The sequence below is a fragment of the Staphylococcus casei genome, from assembly GCF_030294405.1.
Lineage (GTDB): Bacteria > Bacillota > Bacilli > Staphylococcales > Staphylococcaceae > Staphylococcus > Staphylococcus succinus.
Map to the genome: position 1 here is coordinate 1 of NZ_CP125720.1, position 22,383 is coordinate 22,383.

25 protein-coding genes and 1 pseudogene are annotated in these 22,383 nt (G+C 28.0%); 12 read left to right on the forward strand and 14 right to left on the reverse strand.

All coding sequences use genetic code 11. From position 1 onward, the window contains the following. Window positions 1–61 precede the first annotated feature (61 nt). From QMO72_RS13565 to QMO72_RS13585, 5 genes are all read right to left on the reverse strand, one after another. Complete coding sequence (locus QMO72_RS13565; RefSeq protein WP_000164962.1) at window positions 62–877, reverse strand: AAA family ATPase; 816 nt, start codon at window positions 875–877, stop codon at window positions 62–64. Then, entirely contained in the window at window positions 870–2,312 is a 1,443-nt protein-coding gene (locus tag QMO72_RS13570; protein ID WP_103267851.1) for a TnsB C-terminal domain-containing protein, read from the reverse strand. The genes QMO72_RS13565 and QMO72_RS13570 overlap by 8 nt, the downstream gene beginning before the upstream one ends. Continuing rightward, window positions 2,284–2,877 carry a recombinase family protein gene (locus QMO72_RS13575; RefSeq protein WP_103267852.1) on the reverse strand — a complete coding sequence of 198 codons (594 nt, stop codon included), beginning with the start codon at window positions 2,875–2,877 and terminating at the stop codon, window positions 2,284–2,286. The genes QMO72_RS13570 and QMO72_RS13575 overlap by 29 nt, the downstream gene beginning before the upstream one ends. 255 nt (window positions 2,878–3,132) lie before the next feature. Beyond that, window positions 3,133–3,573, reverse strand: a complete 441-nt coding sequence (locus QMO72_RS13580; RefSeq protein ID WP_103267853.1) for a DoxX family protein — start codon at window positions 3,571–3,573, stop codon at window positions 3,133–3,135. Beyond that, the gene (locus QMO72_RS13585) at window positions 3,570–4,112 is read right to left on the reverse strand and encodes a PadR family transcriptional regulator (RefSeq protein ID WP_285322612.1); all 543 of its coding nucleotides are present in this window, start codon (window positions 4,110–4,112) and stop codon (window positions 3,570–3,572) included. Before QMO72_RS13585 ends, QMO72_RS13580 begins: the two co-directional genes overlap by 4 nt. Window positions 4,113–4,401: 289 nt before the next feature. Here QMO72_RS13585 and QMO72_RS13590 point away from each other — a divergent pair, with 289 nt between their 5' ends. The 4 genes from QMO72_RS13590 (at window position 4,402) to QMO72_RS13605 (ending at window position 6,905) form a co-directional block, all read left to right on the forward strand. Beyond that, entirely contained in the window at window positions 4,402–4,953 is a 552-nt protein-coding gene (locus QMO72_RS13590) for a recombinase family protein (protein WP_011304040.1), read from the forward strand. 48 nt (window positions 4,954–5,001) lie between these two features. Beyond that, window positions 5,002–5,889 (forward strand): cidABC operon transcriptional activator CidR, encoded by an 888-nt coding sequence (gene cidR, locus QMO72_RS13595; protein ID WP_011304039.1) that lies wholly within the window; start codon window positions 5,002–5,004, stop codon window positions 5,887–5,889. A 109-nt stretch (window positions 5,890–5,998) separates the two neighbouring features. Next, the gene (locus QMO72_RS13600; protein WP_011304038.1) at window positions 5,999–6,523 is read left to right on the forward strand and encodes an acyl-CoA thioesterase; all 525 of its coding nucleotides are present in this window, start codon (window positions 5,999–6,001) and stop codon (window positions 6,521–6,523) included. Window positions 6,524–6,530: 7 nt separating this feature from the next. Then, complete coding sequence (locus QMO72_RS13605; RefSeq protein ID WP_011304037.1) at window positions 6,531–6,905, forward strand: hypothetical protein; 375 nt, start codon at window positions 6,531–6,533, stop codon at window positions 6,903–6,905. Window positions 6,906–7,029: 124 nt separating this feature from the next. On the opposite strand, the gene QMO72_RS13610 is transcribed toward QMO72_RS13605, so the two are convergent. Beyond that, window positions 7,030–8,067: a 2,3-butanediol dehydrogenase gene (locus QMO72_RS13610; protein WP_103267129.1), complete on the reverse strand. Its 1,038-nt coding sequence runs from the start codon at window positions 8,065–8,067 to the stop codon at window positions 7,030–7,032. A 962-nt stretch (window positions 8,068–9,029) separates the two neighbouring features. Between QMO72_RS13610 and QMO72_RS13615 the strand changes: the two genes are divergently transcribed. From QMO72_RS13615 to QMO72_RS13630, 4 genes are all read left to right on the forward strand, one after another. Further along, window positions 9,030–9,554 (forward strand): YdcF family protein, encoded by a 525-nt coding sequence (locus tag QMO72_RS13615; protein ID WP_069827703.1) that lies wholly within the window; start codon window positions 9,030–9,032, stop codon window positions 9,552–9,554. Window positions 9,555–9,735: 181 nt separating this feature from the next. Further along, window positions 9,736–10,860: a glycosyltransferase family 2 protein gene (locus tag QMO72_RS13620; protein ID WP_103267128.1), complete on the forward strand. Its 1,125-nt coding sequence runs from the start codon at window positions 9,736–9,738 to the stop codon at window positions 10,858–10,860. Then, window positions 10,857–12,884: a CDP-glycerol glycerophosphotransferase family protein gene (locus QMO72_RS13625; protein WP_103267127.1), complete on the forward strand. Its 2,028-nt coding sequence runs from the start codon at window positions 10,857–10,859 to the stop codon at window positions 12,882–12,884. Before QMO72_RS13620 ends, QMO72_RS13625 begins: the two co-directional genes overlap by 4 nt. A gap of 15 nt (window positions 12,885–12,899) precedes the next feature. Next, window positions 12,900–14,255: a glycosyltransferase family 2 protein gene (locus QMO72_RS13630; protein ID WP_286093288.1), complete on the forward strand. Its 1,356-nt coding sequence runs from the start codon at window positions 12,900–12,902 to the stop codon at window positions 14,253–14,255. A 58-nt stretch (window positions 14,256–14,313) separates the two neighbouring features. On the opposite strand, the gene QMO72_RS13635 is transcribed toward QMO72_RS13630, so the two are convergent. The 4 genes from QMO72_RS13635 to QMO72_RS13650 form a co-directional block, all read right to left on the reverse strand. Continuing rightward, on the reverse strand, window positions 14,314–14,988 hold the full coding sequence (locus QMO72_RS13635) for an IS6-like element IS257 family transposase (protein WP_001105987.1): 675 nt from the start codon (window positions 14,986–14,988) through the stop codon (window positions 14,314–14,316). A 197-nt stretch (window positions 14,989–15,185) separates the two neighbouring features. Next, window positions 15,186–15,281 (reverse strand): type I toxin-antitoxin system Fst family toxin, encoded by a 96-nt coding sequence (locus QMO72_RS13640; protein ID WP_002510758.1) that lies wholly within the window; start codon window positions 15,279–15,281, stop codon window positions 15,186–15,188. A 529-nt stretch (window positions 15,282–15,810) separates the two neighbouring features. Continuing rightward, complete coding sequence (locus QMO72_RS13645) at window positions 15,811–16,413, reverse strand: hypothetical protein (protein ID WP_040138583.1); 603 nt, start codon at window positions 16,411–16,413, stop codon at window positions 15,811–15,813. Between the two features lie 112 nt (window positions 16,414–16,525). Continuing rightward, window positions 16,526–16,777, reverse strand: coding sequence for a hypothetical protein (locus QMO72_RS13650; RefSeq protein ID WP_286093285.1), 252 nt, complete (start codon window positions 16,775–16,777; stop codon window positions 16,526–16,528). Between the two features lie 556 nt (window positions 16,778–17,333). Here QMO72_RS13650 and QMO72_RS13655 point away from each other — a divergent pair. The 3 genes from QMO72_RS13655 (at window position 17,334) to QMO72_RS13665 (ending at window position 18,794) form a co-directional block, all read left to right on the forward strand. Continuing rightward, window positions 17,334–17,510: a VraH family peptide resistance protein gene (locus QMO72_RS13655; RefSeq protein ID WP_142922050.1), complete on the forward strand. Its 177-nt coding sequence runs from the start codon at window positions 17,334–17,336 to the stop codon at window positions 17,508–17,510. Window positions 17,511–17,760: 250 nt separating this feature from the next. Continuing rightward, window positions 17,761–18,261 carry a MepB family protein gene (locus QMO72_RS13660; RefSeq protein WP_101141761.1) on the forward strand — a complete coding sequence of 167 codons (501 nt, stop codon included), beginning with the start codon at window positions 17,761–17,763 and terminating at the stop codon, window positions 18,259–18,261. A 95-nt stretch (window positions 18,262–18,356) separates the two neighbouring features. Continuing rightward, window positions 18,357–18,794 carry a GNAT family N-acetyltransferase gene (locus QMO72_RS13665; protein WP_103266430.1) on the forward strand — a complete coding sequence of 146 codons (438 nt, stop codon included), beginning with the start codon at window positions 18,357–18,359 and terminating at the stop codon, window positions 18,792–18,794. Between the two features lie 194 nt (window positions 18,795–18,988). On the opposite strand, the gene QMO72_RS13670 is transcribed toward QMO72_RS13665, so the two are convergent. The 4 genes and pseudogenes from QMO72_RS13670 to QMO72_RS13685 form a co-directional block, all read right to left on the reverse strand. Then, complete coding sequence (locus tag QMO72_RS13670; protein WP_103266429.1) at window positions 18,989–19,417, reverse strand: Hsp20/alpha crystallin family protein; 429 nt, start codon at window positions 19,415–19,417, stop codon at window positions 18,989–18,991. 21 nt (window positions 19,418–19,438) lie between these two features. Then, window positions 19,439–19,606, reverse strand: a complete 168-nt coding sequence (locus QMO72_RS13675; protein WP_193751193.1) for a hypothetical protein — start codon at window positions 19,604–19,606, stop codon at window positions 19,439–19,441. Window positions 19,607–20,142: 536 nt separating this feature from the next. Continuing rightward, window positions 20,143–20,238: pseudogene (locus QMO72_RS13680) on the reverse strand (protein rep); the annotation flags it as partial. 16 nt (window positions 20,239–20,254) lie between these two features. After that, the gene (locus tag QMO72_RS13685; protein WP_103266428.1) at window positions 20,255–21,226 is read right to left on the reverse strand and encodes a replication initiator protein A; all 972 of its coding nucleotides are present in this window, start codon (window positions 21,224–21,226) and stop codon (window positions 20,255–20,257) included. Between the two features lie 416 nt (window positions 21,227–21,642). On the opposite strand from QMO72_RS13685, the gene QMO72_RS13690 reads away from it, so the two are divergent. After that, window positions 21,643–22,377 carry a DUF536 domain-containing protein gene (locus tag QMO72_RS13690; protein WP_103266427.1) on the forward strand — a complete coding sequence of 245 codons (735 nt, stop codon included), beginning with the start codon at window positions 21,643–21,645 and terminating at the stop codon, window positions 22,375–22,377. The last annotated feature ends 6 nt before the right edge of the window (window positions 22,378–22,383 follow it).

A 22,383-nucleotide genomic window follows, 5' to 3' on the forward strand; every position in this document is an offset into this window, starting at 1 on the left:
ATGACTTCACCTAATAAATGAGAAAAGCAACGCACTATATTAAAATGCGTTGCTTTTTCTATTATCGAATACCTATAACTAAACTGTCTCTAGCTGTTTCTACGACTTCTGTACTTATTTTATCTAAACCATTTATATCCATAATTCTATCTATCTGCGCAAATAAACGATGAATCAGCCTAAAATTCCCTTTTGTAATTTTAATAATCGTTGTTATTGCCTCATAATCAGTAAAATCTTCGAGTTTTAAATCAAATCCTAAATCTTGCCACTTATATTCTAATATATGATGCGTTTCATCTTTGCTTAGATTATCAAATTCATGCGCAAAACCTATGCGCGAATATAATTGAGGATAACGAGATAATTTCTTCTCAATACCTGGCATACCAATAAATATCATTGCTAAATTATGTTCATCATAAATAGCTCTTAATTGCTCTAAATGTTGCACTTTAAGACGATCAATCTCATCTACTATAATTAAATCAATATATTTAAACATATCACTATAATGTTTACTATGTTCATGTCCATACTTATTTACAACATGTAATTTTTGCCCCAAATCAATGCTTGCAGTAATACTATATAAATCATTTCTTAATTTAGTTTGTTTTTCTGCTGGTGCAGTATAAAATATTTTATCCACCGATAGTATATCATCGGTCGTTTTACTAGCTAAATCTTCCCAACCTCTATGGTTAACTTGTTTTTCAATAGTATCCCAATTTGTGTAATATCTAGACGATAAAGTTTTTCCGACACCAGGTTGACCATAACATATACCAATATACTGATATTTAATACAAGCATCACAAAATTCAGCAAACCGTTTATACTCTTTCGTTTCAATAAAATTCTGATTTTTAGTCATTACGATACCTCTTTAATTTTTTGACGTTTTTAGTCGTTTCTTGAGGTGAATAACCACAATTTTTTTCTTCCTTAATTAATTCCGTGGTACTTGGACTAGCAATATTTTGTTTTAAGTGTTTTCTTCTCTGACTACGAGCTTGCTGTATGTCTTTTATATCTATGGAGTAATCAGCTATTTCTGGACATATAGCAGTACAAAGAAATTCATCTCTATAAAACACACGTATTTCAGCCATATCATTTGGGTTATAACGAATCAGTACATATTCACCTACATAAACTGCTAGATTAGTATTACTGTATCGAAAACCTTGAAAATGAACGCCATCTGAATGAACTTTTCTAGATTTAGGTATTTCCAACAATAATAAATCAAGTTGTTCTAAGCTACTTGGCATATTAGGGAAAAAGTGATTACTATTCCAACGACTGATAGGCGTGGTATGAATAGCACTATGTTCTTTTTGATTATAATCTTCAATTAAAAAGTAACGTAATTTTTCTTCAAAATTGTGAAAATCTATTAGATTACTAGGAGTATCATTATTGTTTATATATCCAGGCAGTTGTTCTAGGAAAGTTTGGTTAACTGTCTGAAAAAAGCGTTCTATTTTTCCGCGACCACGAGGGACACCAACTTTTGAAAACATCAAATTTATTTTCAAGTCAATAGCGACTTGTTCCATGTGATTTGAGGTAAAGTCACTTCCGTGATCTGTATAGAATTTTTCGGGTATACCACACACTGGCCAGTTGGTATCATTCTTATTCCATATTGCTTGGTGTAGTGTTAATGCTGTGTTTTGAGCATTAGGAGCATCAAAACTTATAAAGTAGCCTGCAATTGCACGACTATAGTCATCCATAATAATGGTTAGCCATGGTCTATTGATATTACCTTTTTGATCTAATATATAAATATCTAGCAAAGTATGGTCGGCTTGCCATATTTCATTGGGTCTTGAGGATTCTCTTATTTGTATTAAATCGTACTTATTTTGATAGTATTTTTCACCTTGGTGAGAGAAATCAATAACAGACTTAGGCATTGCTTTAATAATACTATAAACTTGTTTATAACTTGGTTTATCAAAATTATTCTCTATACAATAATTAGCGATTTTCCTATGAATCGTAGCAATACTATTTCTTTTATTCATAAGCGCAAGGCGTTCAATTTCATCAATTATCTTTGGTTCTATTTTACGTGTTCCTTTATCAGCTCTTGTCGCATAGATTAGTCCTTTAAGTCCTTGTTCTTTATATGACTTATTCCACCTATAAAGGGTGCTTAACGCATTCCCTTTACTTTTAGAAATACTTGATAAAGATTGTTCGCCTAGGATAAAAGGTTTTATAATATTGTACTTTTGAGTAGCTTTTTTACGTTTGGCTTCAGAAAAATTAGTTAGATACTTCTCCTTGTTTTTCATCTTCCTTGTCCTCCAATTTATTGAGGTAACGATAAATTGTTGTACGTGAAACACGCCACTGTTCTGCAATTGTCTTAATTGGCGTGCCATTATCATAAAGTGTCTTAAGTAAGTTTAAATCTTTTTGATTTAATTTTTCGGGTCTGCCTCCATATCGGCCTCTAGCACGTGCTGCAATTCGGCCAGCTGAAGAACGCTCTAAAATTAAATTACGTTCAAATTCTGCAAATGCTGCGAATAAATGAAATAATAATTGTCCAGTTGAACTTGATTTATCCATTGTTATATTTTCTTCTAAACTATGGAAACTTACACCTCGTTCGTTAAGTTCATTAACTAATGTGATTAAATCCTCCATATTACGTCCCAATCTATCTAATCTCCAAACAACAATCGTATCTCCTGACCTCGCAAATTCAATTGCTTTATCTAAACCAGGTCTTTTACTTTTTGAACCACTCATATGGTCATTAAATATCTTTTCACAACCATATGTATTTAATCGATCCTCCTGTAAATTTAAATTTTGTAATCCAGTTGAAACTCTTGCATAACCTATTTTCAAAATACAAACCTCCTATATACACCTTTAGTGTACCACAACTTAATTACAAGGTCTTTTATGAACATAGATTTTTTGTTGGGTTTTTGAACACATAATCCTATGTAATTCTTACTTATTTAGACATAAAAGAAGAGTGTACAGAAAATGGTTATTTTCTGCACACTCTTTTTTTACTAAAGGTAATATTAATATTCATAACAAATTTATTTAGAAACAACGTAGGTATTAATAAACATAATAGTAGTTTTTTCATGACTATCCTCTCAGTATAATTACAAATGAAAGTATAAATAAAATTTGTATTATTAACCTTAACCAAACGTTTGTCGGTTCATTTCCATTTAATCTTACACCTTCCTTATAAGCTTTCACATTAGCAGGGAATAAAGAAATGCATAATATAATTCCTATAATACTTGAAAAACTTTGTGTCTGTTCAAATAGTATTCCAATAGCAATCACTAATTCTAGTAATCCAGTTGAATACACAATGAAAGTTGGAAATGGAAGTTTTGATGGAACCATTTGAACCAAACTATATCTAACATTTGGTAGTAACCTTCCGATAAAAGTATATAGAAAAGAAAGAAAAATTGAAAACTGTGCAAAAGAATATATCAATGAGTTTCCTCCAAATATAAAATAAATTAATAAACCAATAACGCCACCAATTATGTATATTATCAATGTAATCATAAACATCCCTCAATTCTTTTAATAGATTTTTTACACCAATTAAGTTCAGCTAAACTAATATTAATGCCATAATCAATAATCATATCCCAGAAAATAAAATTCTCATGATTTTTCCAATACTTTTGTATATTGAGTTGAATTGTTTTTATTATATTTAAACGTTTGGTGATAACTTTTTTATAATCCTCAATTAATTTAATATTTTCATTTTTATCTAATATAGAACCGAAATTTAGCTTAACCAAAACTTCATTCTTAAAAGTTGGCCATTTTTTAATTTCAGTATTGAGCCAATTTAGAAATATTTCTAAACCTTTATCAGTTAATATGTAAATATTTTGATTAGGTCCTTTATCACTTTTTTTATTATTTACTTTTACTAAACCACTGTACTTTAAGTCTTGTAGATAAGGATAAATTTGATTATATCCAATTTTCCAGTAGAAATTAAAATTTTCATCAATGACTTTTTTAATTTCATACCCACTCTTTGAACTTTGAGATAATAGTCCTAAGATAATATATTTATTAGAATTCAATTTCGCCACCCACTATATCATTTTGATATAGTTATTTTATCTAAATTTACTATATATAGCAAGCGTTGATAATTTTCATTTTATTAGGCGAAAATATTCTCATATATCAAGTAAAGTGACATAAGAGGTTTTTCTTGGATATTTAAGTCTATAAACTTGTGCTATAATCAATGTGTCGAAAATATCAAAAACCATGAGTTTTCAGACGATGAGAGACGTGCTTATTTGCATCGAGAAATAGATTTTATTAATAAGTGCCCATAAAACGATTAAAAGAGGTGGTATTGAAATGGCTAAAATTGGTTATGCACGTGTATCAACACAAGATCAAAGTCTTGATGGACAAATTGATACACTTAAAGACTATGGTTGTGAACGTATCTTTAGCGAAAAAGTGAGTGGTCGCAAAACGAAAAGAACAGAACTTGATAAGTGTTTAGACTATTTACGTGAAGGAGACATCCTAGTTATCTATAAATTAGATCGTCTTGGACGTACAACAAAACAATTAATTGATCTGTCTCAATGGTTAGATGAAAACGGCATTGATTTACATATTATTGATATGAATGTGTCAACCAAAGATGCGATGGGAAAAATGTTTTTTACAATGATGAGTGCATTTGCAGAACTTGAAGCTAACTTATTAAGTGAACGTACGAAAAAAGGTCTAGAAGCTGCGAGAGCAAGAGGGAGAAAAGGCGGCCGTCCTTCTTTGCCAGATTATAAGAAAAGAGAAATCAAATTCTTATACGATGAACAAAAACTTACAGGCGAAGAGATTGCTAAACAGACAGATGTTAGTCGTTCAACGGTATACAGAATAATAAAAAATAATTAGTTTAAAAAACTGGTAACGTGAAGAAATAATAAAAAGGGAGGAAATTTATTGGAACTTAGACATATGCAGTATTTTGTAGAAGTCGTAAAGCAAAAAAGTATGACCAAAGCAGCATCTAATCTTTTTATCACACAACCCACAATTAGTAATACAATTAAATTATTAGAAGAAGAATTAGATGTAAATTTATTTAATAGGTATAAAAACCAAATATACTTAACTGACGCAGGAGAAGCTTTCTTTTTCCAATGTAAAGAAATGCTTAAAATGTATGATAATATCCCTAATGAGTTAAGTAATTTATTAGAATTAAAAAAGGGACATTTGAAAATTGGAATCCCTACTATTATTAATATAAGAAGATTAATTGGCTTAATTTCGGAATTTCATGAAATGTATCCTAATATAACTTTTCAACTTTTTGAAAATGGTAGTAAAAAAATTGAAAACGATGTATATTATGGTGATTTGGACATGGGAATTACTGTACTTCCTACAAATAATAAAAACTTTGATATATTCTCTTTTTTAGAAGAAAAATTAAAACTGGTCGTTCATAAAAATCATGAATTATCTAAAAAAACAAAGATTGATATTGAAGATTTACAAGAACAAGAATTTATTTTATTCAATTCTGATTTCTATTTAAACGATAAAATCAAAAATACATGTAGAAATTATGGCTTTAATCCTAATATAATTTTTGAAACCACCCAATGGAGCTTCATAGAAGAAATGTTATTAAATAATCTAGGGATATGTATATTACCCGAAGGAATACTAGGCTTATTAGATAATAATTTACAAGCCATCGATATTAATGAACCTTCCATGAAATGGGAACTTGGTATTATTTGGAGAAAAGATATTATAGTTGATTCTTTAACAAAAAATTGGATTAAATTTCTCCAAGAAAACTTCTTAATTAACTATTAAATATAAAGGTATTTGAGAAATTTATAGCTGTATAAAAAAAAGATATTTTATATTTATATACTCTCGCTCTATAATTAGAACATAAACATTATAGAAACGGGAGTTTTTTATGGAAAATTATAAATTTCCTAGTGACAGTAAAATTGTCAGTACGGATCAAGTATTAATTAATGATTTAAACAATTATAATACCCTATTTGGGGGGGTGTTGATGAAAAAAATTGATAATAACGCAACGCTTTCAGCTAGAAGACATGCAAGAGTTAAAGAATGTGTTACAGCTTCTACAGATTCAGTAGAATTTTTATATCCAATCACCCAATCTGATTCAGTTTGTATAGAATCTTATGTAGTTTATACAGGAGAAAAGTCTATGGAAATATTTTGTAAAGTCATTTCAGAAGATATGATCACTGCAGAAAGAAAAATTGCTGCTGTAGCTTTTCTTACTTTTGTAGCTTTGGATGAAAAGAAAAAACCAATTAAAGTACCCAAAATCTCTCCTCAGTCCAAAGAAGAAAAATTATTATTTATGGATGGCGAAGAAAGAGCTAAAATGCGAAAAATTAAAAGATCACAAACTAAAAATATAATTGAGTCTCTTGATATCAATAAACCATGGGAATTGGAGTAGTGATAAAATGATAAATGAAATGGAAGAATTAAACCAAGTTAAGTTAGATTTGAAAAAACTAAGAAACAAGTTTCCTAATATGTATGAAAAGTTAGAATATATAGCTAGTTTGACAAGACAATTAAGTATCCATTATAAATATTTAGGATTACTAATGTTTTCAGATAACCGTGAAATTATTCAAAATAAGCGACCAACTTTAATAAGAGAATCTGTTTTAAAATTATATGAACAAGAAGTTAAAAAAGTTAAAAAAGATAGTAATTTTGTAATTTTTAAAGATATGATGTTAAAATTCCAAAATGTGAACTACTCACAAATATTTCTTATTATTTTAGGTGCCGAACCTAGTTTTGTATTTAAAAATACAATTATTAAATAATAACTTTATTAACAATCCTTAGATTAATGAATTATAAAAACTCACAAATTTCTTGACTAAATAAAACTATATTTTAGCTAATAAAAGAGCTTCCCTAAATTTAGAGAGGCTCTTTTATTAATTTTTATAACTTAATGAGAATTTTTGCTTGTGATTTATCGTTTATGAGTTTTTCAAATCCTGATTCGACAATATCATCTAGCTCTATCTCATCAGTAATAACATCTTTAACTTTTAAATTACCTTCATTAATTAAATCTATTGTTTGTTGAAATGTAGTAGGTGTATAAGCAATTGTCGAAGTGAGCTTTACACCTGTATTTGTTAATTGCATTGGATTCCATTCAATAGGATGACCAAATATAGACATTATAACGACAGTACCTCTTGCTTTAGTAACGTCTATAGCAGATTTAAGTGTTAGTGCTACACCAGCTACTTCAAATGCTACATCAACTCCATTATCTGTATGTTTATTAATAACATCACTTGGGTTTGATTCACCAGAATTTATAGTATGAGTAGCACCTATTGCTTTAGCTTTCTTCAATCTTTCTTCCGATAAATCAAAAACAAATATCTTACTTGCACCTGCAGCTTTGGCAGCTATTACTGTTAATAAACCGATTGGCCCTGCACCAAAAATAGCAACTGTATCTCCAAATAGAACTTCACCTTCTTTAATTGCTTGAACTGCAACAGCGGTTGGCTCTACAAGGGCGCCTTCTTTATCAGAAACGTTATCTGGTAACTTATAAACGTTCTCTTCTGGGGCATTCGTAAATTCTGCAAATCCACCATCAGAACCTAAGCCTATAAATGAATAACCATCATAAAGATCAATATTTTCTTCTTTTTTACGATTTGAAACTGTAGGATTAATGACAACACGATCGCCTTTATTAAACTGTGTAACCTTAGAACCAATATCATCCACTACGCCCGCAAATTCATGGCCTAATGTAACAGGCGCTTTTTGACCAAGAAAAGGGTCTGGTTCATCTGTTGAAATAAATATGGGTCCCTCTAAGTATTCATGTAAGTCTGTACCACAAATGCCAGCCCAAGACACTTTAACTTTCACTTCGTTCTCTTGTAACTCTTTAGATTCCCGGTCTTCAACTCGTACATCTTTTTGGCTATACCAAACTGCTGCTTTCATTGATAAAACCTCCTTGTTTTAGTTAATTTAATAGTATGCCTTTTAAAAATTACTTTCAAATAAACTAACCTTTTAATATAGTGTTTCTAAATTATTATATGATTAGAGTGTACTCAAAACATGCATCTAATTTAAATATTTTATGTATATAACTGAAATAGTTATATCAATAGCTATAATGATATCTACAATAATTCGATTATCGTCTATGAAAATATCAACTATTTGACCTAAAGAAATAATAGTAAGTATTAAGATAGTAATATTCAAAAAATTTATTTATCATCCCGTCAATTTCTGTTGTTCACTTCTTAGATTATGAAACGTAAATATTTTATTTAGTCATTCTTTATGCAACGGTGTATCAATATACATAGTTTATGCTAAGAGGTTTATAGTTTAATACAGAAGACATAATAAACCCATTGTTAATCATTCTAAAATGTGCTTTATCATTATGGGTTTTAGAAGGAGTTTTTGGTTCTAATATATATTATTTGGTTTATTTAAACTCATTCTTTCTTCTCTAATAAATTTAAATTTTCTAATTCTTTTTTTATTTTAGTTACTTTTGAGTTCTGAAATTGAAAAGCTCAGATAAGTCTTTGGTAGTAAATATTAAACATTTTCATCAGCTCGGTTATTCATTTTAAATAATTTAAAATTTTTCTATTAATAAATTATAAATCTACATTTTATAAAGTTTAAATTTATCCTCTGTTGTTTTGGAATCGTTGTCTGGTATACTAATATCAACGGCTACTACTTCAACTACAGTTAGTGCACTGTTACTTATATTGATAATAGTAAAACTAATTGCACATCATTTGTATACTGCTAATAATTTTACATTAGAACATCAATTTTAAAACCTCCACACTTTTAAGCATCATTACTTTAAAATACTTTTAAAAATCTACAACATTTAAAAGTAATAAAAAAGATTGAATAGGAGTAATATAATGATAGATAAAAAAAAGAAACATACTTTCATCACTTTAGGCTTACGATTAAATGAGGATGGTTCTTTAGAAAATGAAGCAATTGGGAGACTAAATAAGACATTAGAAGCATACAATAGGGAAAAAAAATCATTTATTATAGTTTCTGGAGGTAATAAAAAAAACAATAAAACTGAATCAAAGGCGATGAAAGAATGGCTGGTGCGTAGAGGGGTGCCGGAGCATAAAATTATAGAAGAAAATGAGTCTAAAGATACTGTAGAAAATGCTATTTATTCTATGCACATCGTTAATAAAGAAAAATTTCAATCATTTTCATTAATAACAAGTGATACACATATAAAAAGAGCCTTTATTTTATTTAAAAGATTAGATTTTTACAATAAATTATCATCATTTATTACCTTTACCACAGAAAAATTAACAACTTCACTAAATTGTCGAGAAGATGAGCTAATAAAAAAAAACTTAAAAGAGTTAAATAAAAGGATAAAAAGTATCGAATATGATCATAACCGTGATTAAGTTAATATAAAATAGGCTTTACATTAGTAAGTATATTGTATATTGTATATAGTAAAAGAATATTTACATTAATTTATTTTTTTATTTAAAATTTTACAACATTAAAATTTTGATTTATTATTAGAATTAAAAAATTTAGAATTAGTGTGTTTCTATCTTATAAGAAAGGAGGGGGGAAAGCATGATGATTTCAGTTATTCTTCCAGTATACAATGCTGAAGATTATATAGAAGAGTGTTTAGACTCGCTATTGGGACAAACTATTGGTGAGAAAAATATTGAAGTGATTTTAGTAAATGATTGTTCTCCAGATAATAGCGAAAGTAAAATAATGCAATATTCAAATAAATTCACAAACTTTCAATATATCAAGTTAGACCAAAATCAAGGTGCACCAGGAAAGGTAAGAAACATAGGCGTTGAGTTATCTAATGGGGATTTTATTCATTTTCTAGACCCTGATGATATTTTGGATATATATGCATATGAAACATTAATGCATTATATAACCCCAAAAGATGATTTTGTTATGGGAAAATTGCTTTCATTTAATGAAGATGGTTCAACTTTTCAACATATAACTTTTAAAGATTATAAAATGAACAAAACCTACATAAATACAACTTTAGAAGATACACCATTCTTTGCTCAAGTTAAAGTAGGCGTTGTATTAAAATTAATTAGAAAATCATTTTATATTGATAATAATATAAAATTCGTAGAAGGAATGCGAAATGGTGAAGATAGACTAGCAGATGTAATGCTTTATACAAAGGCAAGATCATTCTCTTATGTACCTTTTACAATTTACTATTATAGAAATAGAAATATTGGGGATAATCTTTCTCTAACTCACCAAAATATTGTTGATTTAATATATAATGATATTGATGCTTATTTCATGTGCTATAAAAATTATAACGATGAAAGTTTGCAATTTTTTAAAGTGAATGTTCTTAGATCAATATTTTGGAAGGTAATTGACGAAGAATTTTATGAATTAAATTACAATATTCAAATAGATATATTGAAAAAAATTAAAAAAATAATACAAGGATACAATACAGAGATAATGGGTTTATATTTCAATAATGAGTTACCTATTATTAAATTGATAAATCAAGGTGATCTTTCACTTGCTATTTCTTATGCTTCTTTATTAGAAACAAGAAAAAGGTACTTTTTCAATGGTATAACATTAAATAATAAAGTTAATGAGTTAGAAGCATTTAAAAAAAGTAAAAGTTTTAAATTATATAAAATCATTTCAGTTTTGAAATCTATAATATTTGGTGGTAGGCAATGAAAATTTTACTTATTATATTCAAACTAAAAAATAAAAATGTAAGAAATTTTAATCATTTGTTAAATTCTTCATATTTCTCAGACGTTGTAGTGGTCGATGGAGATCTTGATCAATTTTCTTACCAAATAAAACATAAATATGATTATATTTTATTTGGTAATCCTAATTTTGAGATAGAATTACAAGATATAAAACATGGTATTCAACAAATTGAAAATTCCAAAATAAACATTGTTCAATGGACACTTCGAAATCCTAATTATATAAAAAGTAACAAATATAATTTTTATAGTTATAGAGAGTTGTTTTCTCCAGTGTTAGTTCCTTTAGATTCACAAAAAGCAACTATAGACTTACAGACCTATTTTAATGCAATAACTTATGTGAAGGAAAAAGCATACGTTGGGAGCCGTTATATTGGGAGGGACTTGAGAAACAAAGGATATAAAGAAGATTTAATTAACCTTACTACAGCACTTCTAAAATATACTTCCGTTAAAAAATTAATTCATATATATGAAGCAGAAAAAGATATAGTTAAATTTTTAGATTTTATTATCGATAATCAAGTTTTTGAAAGAAAAATTGACAAGAATACACAAATTAGATTATTAATTCTAATAAATCAAAAATTTAATAATATTAAATTATTACAACTAAGAAAACATACTAATTTACACCTTGTCTATAGACTAGTATTCAAAAATTATTATGACGAAGCTTTGTCTGCTTTAACACTTTATAGAAGTAAACGTTATTGGTATTATATTGAAAAAGAAATGGCAGATAAATTGGGAAATGTTGATTTTGATGTAAAAGAAACGAAGGCATGGAAAGATACACAAAAGTTTCGGAATTTAAGAATTTTTTCAAAAAACTTATTTTTAATCTTAGAAAAACAATTTTTAAAAATTTTAGTTAACCTAATTCGTCATTTTAGTTCCAAAACAATATGGCTTATATCAGAGAGAAAAGATAGTGCTTCTGATAATTCATATTTTTTATTTAAATATATAAACAGAAATAGAAACGATATTATTTCCTATTATATTCTTGATAAAACAGCACGTCAGTCTAAAAAGAAAGTTGAAAAAGTGGGCAAAGTAGTAAATTTTTCCTCATTAAAACATAAATTACTTATGCTTCTTGCAGATAAGTATATTACAGCTTTTACTATTGAAGAAACAATGATCCCTTATGACATAGAAACATATAAAAAAATATATAAAAAAGAACTTTTAGAGAAAGATATTATCTCAATTCAACATGGTATGATTATGAACAATATTGCTCCTTATTTACATAAGAATAATTATTTAATTGATTATATTACTGCTAATAATAAATATGAAAAGAACATTATAATTGAAACTTTAGGTTTTAATGAAAGTAACGTATTAATAACTGGTATGACAAGACATGACAATTTATCAGAAAGTTCAATTTCTCCTCAAAAAACTAATGAAATTCTATTTATGCCAACTTGGCAGCGCGGTTTGCAAAACTTAACTATACCTCAATTTTTAGAGAGCAATTTTTATAAAAAAATATATGATCTACTTAGAAATAAAGACTTTATAAACTTTTTAAAAGAAGAAAATTTATGTTTAAACGTGTTGATGCATCCGCAATTTGAGAAATATGTTCAATATTTAGAAATTGATGAAACAGAAATAACTTTTGTATCTATGAAGGATATAGAAATCTCTGATATGATTGCTAAATCTAAATTTTTAATTACTGATTTTTCTTCTATAGCAGTAGACTTTTTATTCCAACAAAAAAATATCATTTTCTATCAATATAACAAATATGCTTTTCACCATGTTCCTTCTAAACAAATTAAGTATTCAGATATAGGACAAGTAGCATTAAATTTGAATCAACTTATAACTAGTTTGAGAAAAATTAAAAGTAATAATTATAATCTTTTGTCGGAGTATAAATCTTCATATGAAAAACTTTTCGAAGTTAAAAAAGATACACAAAAAAAATTAGTAGACACTATAATAAATTTACCTTAGCCAATTACATTGGAGGTGATTCTTATTTTTTCAGTTATTATCCCCACATATAATAGTGAAAATGTAATAGACAAAACATTAAATAAATTACTGAAACAATTACCTTATTTAGATGATGAAATTATTGTTATCAATGATGGGAGTAAAGATAGGACTAAGCAAAAACTCAAGCAATTTGAAAAATATAATCAAATAAAGGTTATCCATCAAACGAATCGAGGTGTGAGCGCATCTAGAAATGTCGGTATTAGTCAAATTAGTTTAACAACGCAATATGTTACTTTTCTTGATGATTCAGATAGCGTAAGTGACAATTTCTTTATGGTTGCTCAAAAATTTTTTAATAACTATCCAAATATTTCTATATTAAGTATACCTATTTTATTATTACATAACTGTGTACAAATAAATCATAATAGTGGAAAAGAAACAGAAAAAAGCGAACAAATTTTCGATATTATAGAGCAACCAACGGAACTTCAATATCATATCGGTGGAATGGTTTTTAAAAAATCTTTATTTGAACAAGAAAAGTATTATTTTGATGAAAATGCTAAATATTGGGAAGATGCTAAACTTATTAACACAATTTTTTTAGACAAACGATTCTATGGTGTTTCACAAAATGCAAAATATTATTATGATAAGAAAAATGAAAACTCATTAAGTCAATTAGCATGGCGTTATCGTTACCGTTATTCTCCACAAATCATAAATAACTATATGCCTCTAATTCAAAAATCGATTCAAATTTATGGGAAATCATTAGAATATATTCAGCATTTAATTGCCAGTCACTTTGTCAGTTATATACATGAAGACAATCAAATGTTATTAGTTGATAAGTTTCTATTTGAAGATTGTTTTTTTAAAAAAGAATCTATTAAATTATTTAACTATATTAGCCTTCAAACTATTGATAATTTAAATATACCAAATAGATATAAGGCATTTTTATATTCAATAAAAGGAGAAAATTTTCCTAATAAATTATATATGAAAAATATTACGATTTATATGCATGGTTATGAAATCTTTAAAGGGAAACTACATTTCTCTCTTTCTCATGAAGCCTATGGCTTATCAAAGAACACTTCCATATACGTTCGGAATCGTAACGGCAAAATATCTTATGCACAATTATTATCTAGTAATACATCAATTATGTTAGGTGAACAAATTTTTGATATTAGCAAAAATAAATATAAAATAAAAATATCGTTAAGTTCAATATTGTTTGGAACATATTTTTATATTAATGACAAATCTTTCAATAGTTTTAAAATTGTCAAAAGCGAACCGATCTTTAAACGTATTTTTTCCACTTTCATTAAAAAATTTTTTTACATTAAATCTATACATGCTCATTAGGGTTCTGTTGCAAAGTAAAAAATATAGCTAACCACTAATTTATCATGTCAGTGTTCGCTTAACTTGCTAGCATGATGCTAATTTCGTGGCATGGCGAAAATCCGTAGATCTGAAGAGACCTGCGGTTCTTTTTATATAGAGCGTAAATACATTCAATACCTTTTAAAGTATTCTTTGCTGTATTGATACTTTGATACCTTGTCTTTCTTACTTTAATATGACGGTGATCTTGCTCAATGAGGTTATTCAGATATTTCGATGTACAATGACAGTCAGGTTTAAGTTTAAAAGCTTTAATTACTTTAGCCATTGCTACCTTCGTTGAAGGTGCCTGATCTGTAATTACCTTTTGAGGTTTACCAAATTGTTTAATGAGACGTTTGATAAACGCATATGCTGAATGATTATCTCGTTGCTTACGCAACCAAATATCTAATGTATGTCCCTCTGCATCAATGGCACGATATAAATAACTCCATTTTCCTTTTATTTTGATGTACGTCTCATCAATACGCCATTTGTAATAAGCTTTTTTATGCTTTTTCTTCCAAATTTGATATAAAATTGGGGCATATTCTTGAACCCAACGGTAGACCGTTGAATGATGAACGTTTACACCACGTTCCCTTAATATTTCAGATATATCACGATAACTCAATGCATATCTTAGATAGTAGCCAACAGCTACAGTGATAACATCCTTGTTAAATTGTTTATATCTGAAATAGTTCATACAGAAGACTCCTTTTTGTTAAAATTATACTATAAATTCAACTTTGCAACAGAACCTTTAATAGTATATCAATTTAATGATTTTGCATTCCTAACCACTATGATGTTATAATGCAATTAACAAAGATGTCGTGCATGTATGCACCAAATCCCCTAACTATGCCAGTAGTTAGGGGATTTTTTGGTGTGACTAGTCGCCTATTTATCATTGCGTTTGCGTAGCCAGTTCGCAAATAAAGCAACGATGCAACCACTTGCTGCTGTGGTCATGATGTTTACAAAGATGTCGGTCATTGCGTATGCACCTCCTCTCTACGTCAAATTGACGCCAGAGATAGGCGACTCCACTATTATACCATCTGTTAATCTACAAGCATATGCACTTCCGATAAGTTGAATTATGAAAACCACTTATAACAGAATATGAAAAATTAAATAGTTCCCTAATTGATTTCTAGAATATATAACAAAAGATATTAGGAAGTTAATCCTCACAAATATTAAGTTACCACTATCGCTTTAATAATCTGTATTTCTTATATATTTTTTATACACAAATGTAAGTTACACATGTGTTAATTACATTTGTATAACTTACACATCACTTTTCTAATTATTTGCATACAATATGCGTGCATATGTTATACATGCATACTGTATGCAATATATACCTAAACAGCCTGTTGAAATAAACAATTAAATAAGTATACAAGTTTACTTATTTAACTAATGCCCAATCATTTTTTATCAGAGCAATGAAGTACATTTGTGTAATATACACAAATGTACATTACACAAATATATTTTACTTTTTCCTGTCTTCTTAAGAAAAAAACATTGGTTTAACTGCAATCATTATCAATTTTCTAAATGTCATAACATCTTCATAAGACCATTTAATATCAGGATTTTGAATAGCTAAATCATATAATCTTTTTATCTCTTTACCCATTTCTTTTTCAGTATGTAAATCACGCTTTTCAGATAAGGGACGCTCTTTATTCTCAATCATTTTTTTGTCCCATTCTACCCTGCGACTGTAAGCCCAATATAATGTAGTTACAGTATCTAACCAACCATTTTCCAAATAATAATTAATTGTATAACTTTTAAGATGTATAATTTTAAACTCATCAACTGTATCCTTTTTTGGTCCACCAGCCCCTCCCAAACTAGTAGGTTCATTTAAAATTTCAGAACCATATTTTTCAACTGAAATACTAGAAATTGAATCATAAGTTGCTTTAATTTTTTCCGATACATCTACTTCAATAGAGTAATCTCCTATTGAAAATGATTTGATATTTTGAAATAAATTATGGATATCTTTTTTAAAAAGTAATATAAATATCAATATAACTATAGGGAAAGAAAAGTGTGTATACAATAATTTAAACAGCTCATATACAAAAGAAAAAAAGTTCATTATATCTCTCACCTTTTTAATTAGACTTATCATAGAATTAAATACTCTATAAAATTTTCAAAGTTTTTATAGAATGTATCTCTCTATTTTTCAAACAAAAATATCATGAATACTAATAATCTACTGACTCAAGTAATGATAAAATTTTATCTTGTTTACTCGCAACTTCTTTTAAAACTTTTGTATTTTGTGCTTGTTGATGAGATTGTTCTGCATATAATTTTTGATAACTTTCAAGTGGATCTAATAACTCTAAAGTCTCTAAAATTAATTTGTTTCTTGATATATTTTTATCTTTAGCCAATCTACTTAATCGATCTAACAACTCACTATCTACACCTCTAATTAGTAAATCTTTCTTCATTATTTTGAACTCCTTTTTTAAAATTTTTTACTTATTTTTTTTATGTTTTACGTACATATACTTGCTAATATTATTTTGAAATTCAAACGAAATCCAGAATGATATTAAAGTATTATGCCTTCAAAAAAGGGTGTCTCACCTTTGTGACATTTTCTATATATTGTGTCACAAAGGTGAGACAGGTACAATATGATGTGTCACAAAAGTGAGACATTTCTATTTTTTTGATATCATAATAAAAACGATTTAAAGTCTTGGAATGTCTGGCTTCGCCAGATCTATCATTTCAAATGATAGCATATTCTCCTTATGCTCTTAACCGAGTTAACCGATATTTGAAGGAAATCCAAAATTTTGGACTTTTTTGATATTGAAGAGTTAAAAAATATAAATTTTAAGGCTCATATTTACGTTTTAAGAAGAATATATAAATATACAGTTATAAAAATATATAAATATAGAGTTCGCTCTAAATACCCCTTAAATTTCAAAATAAGGGTATTTAAATTTTTAATAAGTCCTGCGATAAAATTTGCTAAAAAGGAATGCTTTATTTATGAGTATTAAACAAATGTGGGAAGAATTATTAAATAAAAAGTGGAAGTTCGAAGATTTTATGTTTTTAGGCTTAATGATTTTTTTAGCTAGTATTTTCACAACGCCTTTATTTGGTATCCCTATTGGTATCGTAGTTTATTTTTTATTTTTTTATAAGGATGATGATTTTGATTAGATGGCAGAAAAATATGATTTTAAATTCAAAATCAAGAAGTAGAACACGCATTTATGCCGAGAAAATTTATTGATGTTGAGAAGAACCCTTAACTAAACTTGAAGACGAATGTCGGCATAGCGTGAGCTATTAAGCCGACCATTCGACAAGTTTTGGGATTGTTAAGGGTTCCGAGGCTCAACGTCAATAAAGCAATTGGAATAAAGCAATATTGCTTTATAATTTATTTTGAGTAGAAGGGAGTTTTGTTATGAATAGTAATTATGTTTCTATCGATTTTTTAAATGAAATACCGTTGTTTGATTATAAATTTTCTTTGATAAATCATGAATTTGAACAATGGAATCAAGAATATGAGGCTTTTAATTTTGAGTTTAGTGGAGTTAAATTTAAAAGTAGATTGGCTAAAAAAACCCCTAAAAAAGTAGGTTATTTTGTTGCGTTTTGGTGCAAGAATGAGATTAATAAAAATAGACCTTTTAATTTTAAGGAGTCAAAAGATAAGTTGATTATTAATATTTTAGATGGATCTAAAAAAGGTCAATTTATCTTTCCTAAAGAGTTATTGTTTAAAAAAGGAATTATTAGTTCTGAAAAACATAAAGGTAAAATGGCTATTCGCGTTTATCCTAGTTGGGAAAGGGATTTGAATAAAACGGCTGTTAGTACACAGAAGTGGCAAATCCCTTATTTTTTAGATTTTACTAAGGGTTTTGATGAGGAAAAAATTAAGGAATTGTATTTAAGTTGATTTTGATTTTAGAAACGAGTTGAAAACGAGTTTCTAAAACCATAATAAAAAACAGTAATAACAGAAAATATATACAATCAAAAAGAGGGATGTATATGAAATTTAGAAGTATTCAAAATAAAGACTATACTGCTTGTGCTAAAAATTTAGTTTCAGCTTATGAGGGAGATCCATGGTATAACAAATGGACTGAAAAAGAAGCATTACTTAGAATTGAAGCCACAATGAGCGGATTTAATTCTAAAGGATATGTAATCGAAGAAAATAATAAAGTAATCGCAATGTGTATCGGAAGAATAGATTATTATTTCAGCGGCATGAACCAATTTTGTATAGATGAATTTCATGTTATACCTAAATTTCAAAAAAATGGCATAGGTAAAAAATTAATGAATTTTGTCTCTGATTCACTCAAACTTGATGAAATATATAAAATTTTTCTAATTACAGGTGGAGAACTAGCAGAAAATTTTTATAAAAAAAACGGCTTCATGAAATCAGAAGAAGGAAGCATGTTGGAACTCCAACTGTAGAATTATGACTAAAAATTAAAAAAGTTGCTTTATTCCAATTGCTTTATTGACGTTGAGCCTCGGAACCCTTAACAACGATGAATAAATTTTCTCGGCATAAATGCGTGATCTAACTTTTGTCATAACGTTTAGCAAAACATAATACAAAATAAAAAAAAGAGATGTGAAATTAGATTCACATCTCTTTTTAACTATCACTTGATATCTATTACTTTTCTTTGATTATTCTCAGTTTTCGGTAAATCTACAGATAAAATACCATCTTCAAATTTAGCCCCAATATTATCTTCATCTATATTATTAAGTGAATACATTCTCTTCACGTTACTATAAGATCTTTCTTTTTGAATGACTTTACCTTCATCATCTTTTTCTTCATTTACCTGATTATTTTCAGCAGAAATTATTAGCGTCCCATTTTCATAAGAAATATCTATTTGGTCTTTTGAAAATCCTGGAAGCTCTGCTTTTAATTCATATCTATCGTCTTTTTCACTAATATCAGTTTTTATACCTTGTTCATTAGGGAAATTACTAAAAAATTGTCTTCCAAAATCTCTAAACAATTCACTAGGTGTCATATCAAAATAATCTCTTCCAAATGGTTTTAAATCATAAGTCATAACGATCACTCCTTATCATATTTAACCTATTTTTTGATTAATATTTTTGACATAATCCAAATCATTTAAATACGCTTCCCAATTACTGTTGAATTCGAATTCAACAAAAGGGATAAATTCAAATACACCATCAAAATCAGACATATTCTTAAAAGGAATTAGTTTTTTTGAATTTTTATCTAAATTCATATCAACCCCTCCCTATAAAGCATATAACTATTTTCACTATATATATAACATAAAGGTCAAAATTGGTCAATAAATTTTCTCGGCATAAATACGTGGGCTATTTATTTTTCTTTTTTCCAAAATAGTAAGATAAAAACACTCCCATACCACCAATAAAAACTGCAACAAAAATCCCAATCCACATTAAAATAGACATAGAAAACGCTCCTTTTTAAGTAAACTCTATCACAAGAACGATTTAAAATTTAAATACCTTTATTTTGAATTTTAAGGGGGTGTTTTAAAGATTTAGGGGTAAATCATATAGTTTTATGCCTAAAAACATATATAAGCTCTTAAAACGCAAATATGAGCCAAATAAATATATGCTGTTTCACAAACAAAAATTTGAGCAAAAACAGTGTCGAATTTTTTAGACACTGCCCAGTTACATGCAAATTTTAATTTGCATAGTAAAACTGGTCAACCATACAGGTTGAACGCTATAGTTCCCGCAGGGGCAAAAAAGCATAAAAAAAACGCTAGCTTTTAAGCTAACGTTCCAAATCGTTCACGATTTTTTGATTTCTTTCGTCATCATCAGTTAAAAATTCAGATGACTTAACCGAATATTTAGAGGTTTCTTTGATTGCTGTAAGCTCATTTGAATTATTCGTTAAAGATATTGTACTTAGGCATATTTTGACGACGCATATTAAGCGCATGTATCTCTTCTAGTTCAGCTTTAATCGATTGCATCAAATAACCCTGCATAGCTTCAACCGTTTCATTTTTCTGTAGCAACATCGCTTTAAATCGTTTTAAGACACTGATAAGTTCGAACTCCACGTCTTCTAAACGGTAATATGTATCATGAGCATTATTAAATGATTTTTTTCCTTTAAGTAAAACACTTTTAATAATACGAATTTCTCTAATTTCAAAATTACTTAAGTAATCTTTGATTTGTTGTGGCAATTCTTCAAGCACTTGGAATTTTAAGGCATCATTATTAAATTCAGTTTGTTGATGATTTGTATGATTCGAATGAGCGTTTTCAGAAATATTGTTAGGTGTATCATTCAAATCATTCGTATCATTGTTCTCAGTCTCTATATAATCAGTATTACTAAATTCAGTATCATTAGGGTCTAAGTTTTGGGATTCTGGAGTCCCATCATTTGGGATTCTGGAGTCCCATTGTTTGGGATTCTGGAGTCCCATTATTTGGGAGTCCTTGATATCACTCGATTCGTCATCGTTCGAAGTACTATTTTGTATTTCTTTTTCAATAGTTATATTCGTTTCTATTTCATGAAGATATAGTTTGTTCGGTCGATTAAACCCGGTTTTAACTTGTTCCAGTAAACCAACCTCTTGTAACTCTTTTTTTATTTTAGTTATTGTATTTTTACTTTTATCTAACACTTCTTGAAGATTTTCATTAGTAAAAATAAAGTATATATCTCCATTTTGATCTATCCAATTATTTTTAATAGATAAACTAACTCTATCATTAAGAATTGCATAGGTAACTTTAGCACTATCACTTAGCTTTTTATATTTTTCGTTGATAAATAAAACTTTATGTAGCATATAGAAATTTTGATTGGCTTGATTTTTTATATTTTTTCTAGGCATAATAAAAACCCCTTTCCTATTAAAGTTTTGGATAGAGGTAATAAAACATTACAAGAACACATAAATTTTCTGCTTGCACTTTGATGATATAGTTGTATATAATACAGATATCAAAAGATTTATAAACGTGCTGCAACGTTTTATCACCAAACCCCGACTATTACCAGTAGTTGGGGTTTTGTCATGTTAAGGTTATTATATCACTTTGAACAACCTTATAAAAGGGAAAATGCAGGCTTATCAAAGGTTTGCAAACCCTTTATAAACCTTTGATAAAAACCATCAACCCTTTGCGAACCTTTGATGAAACGATTGACGGGAACCGTTTTTAATATTGTAATAACTTTATTATCAAGCTTTATGAGTTTATACTGTTTTATAAAGGGTTGATAAACATTTTATAAAGGGTTGATGATATGAGAAGCGTGAAAGCTTTGAGTGAAGAATTAGAAGTTAGTAAGCAAACAATTTTTAATAATATTAAAAGATTGAATATAGAAACAATAAAACAGGAAAACACTTCGTTTATTAAAGAAGATAGCGACATAGAAAAAATAGTTCAAAGAGTAAATGAAAATAAGAAGAAATATGGATTTGAAAATGTTGCTGAAAGTAAACAAAAAAAAGACCAAGATAATATTGACGTTGAATCTAAAACTGATGCTCAAATAGTGGAGATTCTTAAAAACCAGATTGATACTTTGAATAATCAAATTGAAAAGCAAGAAAGTCGTCATGAAACAACAATTGAATTTTACAGAAAAGAGTTGCAAGAAAGGTCGAAATTGCTTGAAAATCAACAAGTATTAGCATTAGAAAGTAATAAAAAGATTAAAAAATTAGAAGATCAATTAGAGGAAGAAAGACGACTTAATTATTCTTTTGATACGTCTGTTAATGAGAGACAAAATGTTAATGTACAAGAAGCAACATTTACTGGAGAGTCTAAAGATACTGATCAACAACAAGAATGGGAACAGCCTACAGAGGTGCAGCATAAAGATATACCTGAAGAGAAAGAGAATGAAAACCTCAATGAAGAACCATCCACAATAGACGATAAACAATTCGAAGAAATAGATAATGAATACGAAGATAAGGAAGAAAAACCACCTAAAAAAGGTTTCTGGAGTCGGTTGTTTGGTAATTAACACAAT